At 70.7% G+C, this 6,485-nt stretch carries 6 protein-coding genes and 2 pseudogenes; 2 read left to right on the top strand and 6 right to left on the bottom strand.

What is annotated here, in order from left to right; genetic code table 11:
* Nucleotides 1–193: 193 nt before the first annotated feature.
* Nucleotides 194–283, top strand: a pseudogene (locus FM051_RS49445) (IS5/IS1182 family transposase); the annotation flags it as partial.
* 100 nt (nt 284–383) lie between these two features.
* Here FM051_RS49445 and FM051_RS52960 read toward each other — a convergent pair.
* The 5 genes from FM051_RS52960 to FM051_RS49465 all read right to left on the bottom strand — a co-directional run bounded on the left by FM051_RS52960 (nt 384) and on the right by FM051_RS49465 (nt 4,605).
* Entirely contained in the window at nt 384–1,499 is a 1,116-nt protein-coding gene (locus FM051_RS52960) for an ASCH domain-containing protein (protein ID WP_238413258.1), read from the bottom strand.
* Nucleotide 1,500: 1 nt separating this feature from the next.
* Complete coding sequence (locus tag FM051_RS50270) at nt 1,501–1,851, bottom strand: hypothetical protein (RefSeq protein WP_162470813.1); 351 nt, start codon at nt 1,849–1,851, stop codon at nt 1,501–1,503.
* Between the two features lie 6 nt (nt 1,852–1,857).
* Complete coding sequence (locus FM051_RS49455) at nt 1,858–2,463, bottom strand: AAA family ATPase (RefSeq protein ID WP_158854857.1); 606 nt, start codon at nt 2,461–2,463, stop codon at nt 1,858–1,860.
* Complete coding sequence (locus FM051_RS49460) at nt 2,460–3,329, bottom strand: hypothetical protein (protein ID WP_158854859.1); 870 nt, start codon at nt 3,327–3,329, stop codon at nt 2,460–2,462. Before FM051_RS49460 ends, FM051_RS49455 begins: the two co-directional genes overlap by 4 nt.
* Before the next feature lie 460 nt (nt 3,330–3,789).
* Nucleotides 3,790–4,605, bottom strand: coding sequence for an SAM-dependent methyltransferase (locus FM051_RS49465; protein WP_158854861.1), 816 nt, complete (start codon nt 4,603–4,605; stop codon nt 3,790–3,792).
* Between the two features lie 381 nt (nt 4,606–4,986).
* Between FM051_RS49465 and FM051_RS49470 the strand changes: the two genes are divergently transcribed.
* A complete protein-coding gene (locus FM051_RS49470) occupies nt 4,987–6,330 on the top strand; it encodes a hemolysin family protein (protein ID WP_158854863.1) in 1,344 nt (447 codons plus the stop codon).
* Here the strand turns inward: FM051_RS49470 and FM051_RS49475 are convergent.
* Nucleotides 6,250–6,485: pseudogene (locus tag FM051_RS49475) on the bottom strand (MerR family transcriptional regulator); the annotation flags it as partial. The gene FM051_RS49470 and the pseudogene FM051_RS49475 sit on opposite strands and share 81 nt — an antisense overlap.

Here is a 6,485-nt window from a genome sequence, read left to right on the forward strand (position 1 = left end):
GCAGCGGCTCGACCCTTGCCCACAGCTCGTCGGAGACGACCCACGGAAGCTGCTGGCCCTTCCTCACGCCATGGTCAACACACCACTGCTCAACCGTATTCCAAGATCATTCTGTTAGGAGTTCTTAGAGGGCATCTGATCTTGGTTTGTGGTGGTCTGTCCGGTTTCGTGGCCGCCCTAGAGTTGATCAACTGTGAGCTCTCGACGTGCGTACCCCAGTGACCTGTCCGATGCCCAGTGGGCGTTGATCGAGCCGACGCTGACGGCGTGGCGCGCGGCCCGGCGCGGGTGCACGACTTACGGGAGATCGCCTCACCGGCCCGGACATGACGCGACCCCACCGGGAGTTGTCCGGCGGGGCCGTCATCGGTGTGCGCCTGGTGTCAGGCGGGCCGGGGCGGGTCGACCAGTTCGATGCCGATCGCGACCACGCCGAGGGCCTCGCGCTCGGGCGGGTAGATCTGGCGGATGTTGGCGAGCTGTTCGTCGCGGGTGGCGGTCGGGTTGACCGAGGCGACGGGCTCGTGGTCGAACATCTCCTCGAAGCTGGTGTAGCGGGCGACCTTGGTGACGCGGGTCAGCACCGAGCGGCCCTGGCAGTTGAACCGGATCAGCGAGCCGGGCTTGATCTTGCGGCGGCTGGAGTCGTTGACGCGGATCTCGGTGGTCTTGCGGCCGGTGGCGATGAGGTCGAAGTACCGTTTGTAGATGCCCATCTCGTGGGCGCGGACGGCGGGTTCGGTGGGACGCAGAGGCATGAGTCGGCCGAGTTCCTTGACGGTGAACGAGCGGAAGAAGTGCTTGGGGTCGGTGAGCAGTTCGCCGACCAGCCAGACCAGCGTGTCGACGTAGTCGTCGACGGTGCCGGGCCAGGCGGTGGTGTCGAGCATCCACGGCTCGACGTCCGGCGGGAGCGCGGCGCGTCCCTGTTCGCGCAGCAGGGACTTCGAGAGCTTCGCCCCGGTCGGGGCCAGGACCTGCGGGGTGAACACCCGGATGGGCATCTGCGCGGCAGGGGTTCCGAGCGCGCCGAGGGCGCCGTCGACGAGCTGGCAGCCGAACGCCCAGTCGCCGCCCTTGAGCATCACGTGCAGCACGTCGGTGTCACGGCCGAAGGCGCGTTCCTCGACCAGGTTCCGGTACAGCGTGGCGAGGTCGAGGTAGGGCGCGTCGTCCTCGGGGTCGATGTGCACCTCGTACGCCCCGTGGTCCAGGCACACCGCGGTGAAGGTGGCGCCGTCCTCGTCGAGGTGGGCGAGCCTGGTGCGGTCGGCGCGTTTCTCCGCCCACCCACAGGTCGGGCACGGCACCCGGATGTGCACCATGCCGTGCGACGGGGCCATCCACCAGCGGATGTCCTCGATGCGTTCCAGGGTGCGGAGGAACTCCGCCCGGAACCCCGGGGATGCCTGCTGGTCGGTGTAGGTCTCCACCGCGTAGTCGGTGTCGGTCGCCACCGACAGCGAAGCGAAGAACGCCTGGTAGTAGTTCTCGATCAACTCACCGATCTTGTCCTTGCCCAGGGCGTGGAAGTAGGTCTGCTGGTAGGCGTGGTGGGGTCTCCGGGTCGAGCACCACGTCGTGCGGCGCGTTGTCCAGGGCGCCGAACCGCACGACGGTGTCGATGGAGAACTCCCGCCGCGCGATCTTGGCGAGCAGGAACGCCGCGGTCTGCACCAGGTTCGTGCCCAGGTGCGGGGCACCGTTGATCTGCGTGCCGACCACGAACTCGATCCGCTTCGGCCGGGAGGCGAGCACGCGCGGGCGCAGCAGGTCGATCGAGCGCAGCAACGCGTTGGCCAGGATACTGTTCGGCGAGACCAGCAGCGCGGGCTTTCCGTTGCGGGACAAGGGCCTTCACGCTCCTCGGCTGGGTTTGGGCAGGCGCAGGTTGGCGCAGATGAAGTCCAGTCGCGCCGTCGCGGAGTCGGGGGCGACGAACACCGGTTCGTAGCCGGCGTCGTAGTAGCCCTGCACGATCAGCTCGTGCACCCGGCGGATTTCGCGGTCCTTGGCCCACACGATGTCGTCGGGGTCTTCGAAGGTGTCCAGCGGGTCGAGCACGAAGATCGTGTCGTAGCGGTAGGTCCGGGTGGCGTCCTCGAGCTGCGGGGTCGGCCTGAGGCCGAAGAAGCCCTCCCAGCCGTAGCCGTCGGGGATGCCCCGGTTGTAGAAGCGCACGCCGTGGGTGTGGCCGGTGTACTCGGCGATGAACGCCTCCAGCACTTCCAGTGAGTACTCGCGCCGGTCCTCGCGGCGCAGGTGGCGGCCGAGGCGTTCGCGGTGCCTGCGGTAGATCTCCCGGCCGGGCTCGTCGACCGTGCACGGGATCCCGGCCGCGTGCACCGCGGCGATCAGGTCGTCCTTGCCCGAGGACGGGCCGCCGGTGATGACGTAGCGGCGCGGGTCTCCTGCCGCGGCGGCAGCGAGCGCGGCGGACAGGTCGGGGTTGATGGTGGTCACGGTGATCCGTTCTTCTCGTCGGGTCGGAGGTCGGGGGTCGGCAATGCGGCGAGGAAGCCCTCGGTCCAGGTGTTGCCCAGGCCGGTCTCTCCGTGCAGGTGCGCGACGAACTGCTCCCGGCTGGCGCCGCCCGCGGCGGCCTCGGTCAGCCGCGAGGCTTGCGCGGCGGTCAGCGCCGGGGTCCATCCGGCCAGAGCGACCAGGTCGTCTGCCGCGAGGTCGGGGGCGAAGGCGGTGGTGTAGCTGATCGCCTCGGCGCGGGCGGCGGCCCACCGCCACGCGGCGGTCACCGCGGCGCGGAGGATGTCGGTCCGGTCCGCCCGCAGGCTGATCAGCCGTTCCACGGCGAGCAGCTCGGCGCGGGCGGCGTAGACCGCCGACCACAACAGCGACAGCTGCTCCTCGTGCTCGGCGACCTCCCACGCGAACGGATCGGCCACCACCGGCTGCCGCGCGGCCACCGCGGCGAGCCGGGGCGCGATCAGCGGCGTGCGGGTGAACCGGTCGGCGTCCGCGAGCAGCTCGGCGGCCAGCGTCTCGATCAGCTTGGGCTCCACCCGCTTGCGGAAGTGGTGCACCTCGTGGCCGGCCTGCCCGGCGGCCAGCTCGCGCCGCACGGTCAGGTTCTGCCCCGGCGTGGCCGGCGGCAGTCCGAACAGCGCCCGCGCCGCCGCCGCGTACCGACCGTCCGGGAACCGGGCGAGCAAGCCGCGCAGCGTGCCGTCCAGCGCGGCGGTGCGGCTGGACTCGTCGGCGGGGTCCACCGCCCGCGCGACCACGCCGCGCAGATCGAGCAGCACCGGATCCGCGGCCGCCAGGGTCACGGGCAGCCCGCGGCGCAGCAGCCGCCCGACGGCGGCGGTCACCTCATCCTCTACTGGGCTTTTTGTGGGCATGTGCCGAGTGAAGCACGATGCCCACAAAAAGCCCAGTCTTCAACCCTGTGTCGCGCCGCCACTGGTTCTCAAAATGCCCCTTTGACGACAGCCGCCCCAGACCGCCATCGGACCGTCCGGATCATGGGGAAACCTGTGACCTGCACTGGCTGACGGCGCGGAATCTTCGCCTGGTGAGTGACGTACTGGGCCGGGAGTGTGGGTGCGGACAACTCGTCCGTCACGCGCGCAGCGCGCGGTCCAGCATCGCGTGCAGGGCCGTCAGCTTCTCGGGCGAGGCGTTCATCGCCCCGGTTTGATCGTCGGCACGGCCACCCCGCGCCGCCCGTTGCGCGGGTTCATGGCTTGATCGGATCCAGGGTGGTCGATGTCAGGCCCGGTGCGGAGCCCGGAGCCCACCTTGGCGGGAGGTGAGCTCGCCGACTCCCGGTCAGGGTTTGCGGCCGACGGCGGCGAGGCCGGTGAACCGCTCGGGGTGTTCGTCGACCTCGTCGAGCGATTCCGGCCGCCACAGCGGCAGGTACACCACTCCGGGGTCGACCAGGTCGAAGCCGTCGAAGAAGGCCGTGACCTCGGCGCGTGAGCGCATGGTCATCGGGGTCGGGGTGCGCCGGTACAAGTCCCGGTGTTCGTCGGCCTGCTGCGGCCGGCCCTCGTGCGTTGCGTGCGACATGACCAGGAAGCTGCCCGGTGCCAGGGCGTTCCGGTAGTCGGTGATGATCTTCGCGGGGGTGTCGTCGTCCGGCACGAAGTGCAGCACCGCGACCATCATCACGGCCACCGGCTGGTTCCAGTCCAGCAGGGACGTGACCTCGGGGCGGGTGAGCAGTTGGTCCGGGTGGCGCAGGTCGGCCTGCACCACCGTGGTCTGCGGGTCCTGGCCGAGGATGGTCCTGCTGTAGGCGACGGCGACCGGGTCGGTGTCGACGTAGACCACACGGGCGTCCGCGGCGGCAGCCCTGGCCACTTCGTGGACGTTGCCCGCGGTGGGGATGCCCGATCCGAGGTCGAGGAACTGGCGGACACCGGCGGACACGCAGTGGCGGACCACACGACGCAGGAACGCACGGTTGGCCTGCATGATCAGCGGCAGGTCGGGCCACATCGCGATCGCCTGCTGGGCCATCTCGCGGTCGACGGCGAAGTTGTGCGCCCCGCCGAGGTAGTAGTCGTACACGCGGGCGGCGCTGGGACGGCTGAGGTCGATATCGCTCGGCGCCATGGTCGGCTTCTCCTTCGGGTGCATGCCATCCCTCTCGTCGCGCCGGCCTGTGGTCGGTGCGCTCACGCTAGTCGGTCGATACGCGGTCACGACGGTGCGACCGGGCTACCGGCGGCGGGAACGGCCATGGCCCCACTCCGTGGTGGGGATGGGCGGCCCCGCATCGCTGGACCCGTGACTCGACGCGGTCCGCGGGCAAGCTCGCCGCGGCCCTGGTCGACCTGGAGACCTGCGGAGGTCACCGTGTCGACGGGGTGTGGGCTGCGAGCCCGCACCCCGTCGGGTTTGGCCTGGTCACCGAGCTGCCGGCGGACGTCATCGACCGGCCCTTGCGCGGGTTTCGGGCGGTGGTCGGGGTGCTCCGGCAGTAGCGTTTCGGCCACTCGGTCGGGGTTCGGAGTGGGTGTGGACGGTTACGGTTTCACCATCGTGTTGGTGGCGGTGTTGGTGTTGCTCAACGCGGTGTTCGCTGGCAGCGAGATGGCGTTGATCTCGCTGCGTGAGGGCCAGTTGCGGGCGTTGGAGCGCGACGGCCGCGCCGGGGCGCGCACGTTGGTTCGGCTGGCTCGGGATCCGAACCGGTTCCTGGCGACGATCCAGATCGGGATCACCCTGGCGGGGTTCCTGGCGTCGGCGACGGCGGCGGTGTCGTTGGCCGAGCCGCTGGTGCCGCTGCTGGGCTTCTTCGACGGTGCCGCCGAGGCGGTGGCGATCGCGCTGGTGACGGTGGTGTTGACGTTCCTGACGTTGGTGTTCGGGGAGTTGGCGCCCAAGCGGCTGGCGATGCAGAACGCGCTGCGGTGGGCGCTGCTGGTCGCGCGCCCGCTGGACGTGCTCTCGGCGGTGTCCCGTCCTGCGGTGTGGGCGTTGAGCGCGTCGACGAGCCTGGTGGTGCGGTTGTTCGGCGGCAGGCCGGACGCGGAGTCCGAGCAGATGTCGCCGGAGGAGCTGCGGGAGCTGGTGTCGGCGCAGCGCGGCCTCAACGTCGAGCAGCGGATGATCATCACCGGGGCGTTGGAGATCCACGAGCGCAGGTTGCGAGAGGTGCTGGTGCCGCGGCGCGCGGTGGTGACCCTGGCGGCCGAGACGGACGTGGCGGCGGCGCGCGCGGAGTTGGCCGCCTCGGGGCACTCGCGGGCGCCGGTGGCGCGTGGCGGGCATTTGGACGACGTGGTGGGTGTGGTGCACCTGCGTGACCTGTTGGACGAGCGGGGCAGTGTGGGGGAGGTGGTGCGGCCCGCGGTGGTGTTCCCGGACACGGTGCGGGTGTCGGACGCGTTGCGGCGGTTCAAGGTCGAGCGGGAGCAGATGGCGCTGGTGGTGGACGAGCACGGCGCGGTCGCGGGCATGGTCACGCTGGAGGACCTGCTGGAGGAGATCGTCGGGGAGATCTACGACGAGACCGACCGCGACGTGATGGCGGTGCGCACCGCCGAGGACGGTTCGCTGGTACTGCCCGGCACCTTCCCCGTGCACGACCTGGCCGACCTGGGCGTGGAACTGCCCGATGCGCCCGACCGCGACTACGCCACCATCGCGGGCCTGGTGCTGGCGGTCCTGGGGCACATCCCGGAAGCGCCGGGTGAGCGGGTCGCGGTGTCGGGGTGGACGATCGAGGTGCTCGCCGTGGAGCACCACGCCATCACCCGGGTGCGGTTGCGGCGCGGGTCAGGGGAGGGGCAGGTCGGGCGGGATCTGCAGGGCGACGGTGATCAGGGAGCGGACGCGGGTGGCGACCGCGGCCAGTAGGCCGCGCACCTCCGGCGGCGCCGCCTCCGCCGCGGCCTGGAGGGTGCGCGGGTCCTCGTCGATGCGGTCCAGGATCGCGCCGACGTCGGCGTGCCGGTTGCGCAGCGCGGCGGCGATCTCCTCCAGCGGAACTCCCTGGACCTCGAGGCGTTGTA

The sequence above is a fragment of the Saccharothrix deserti genome (genome assembly GCF_009769385.1).
GTDB lineage: Bacteria > Actinomycetota > Actinomycetes > Mycobacteriales > Pseudonocardiaceae > Actinosynnema > Actinosynnema deserti.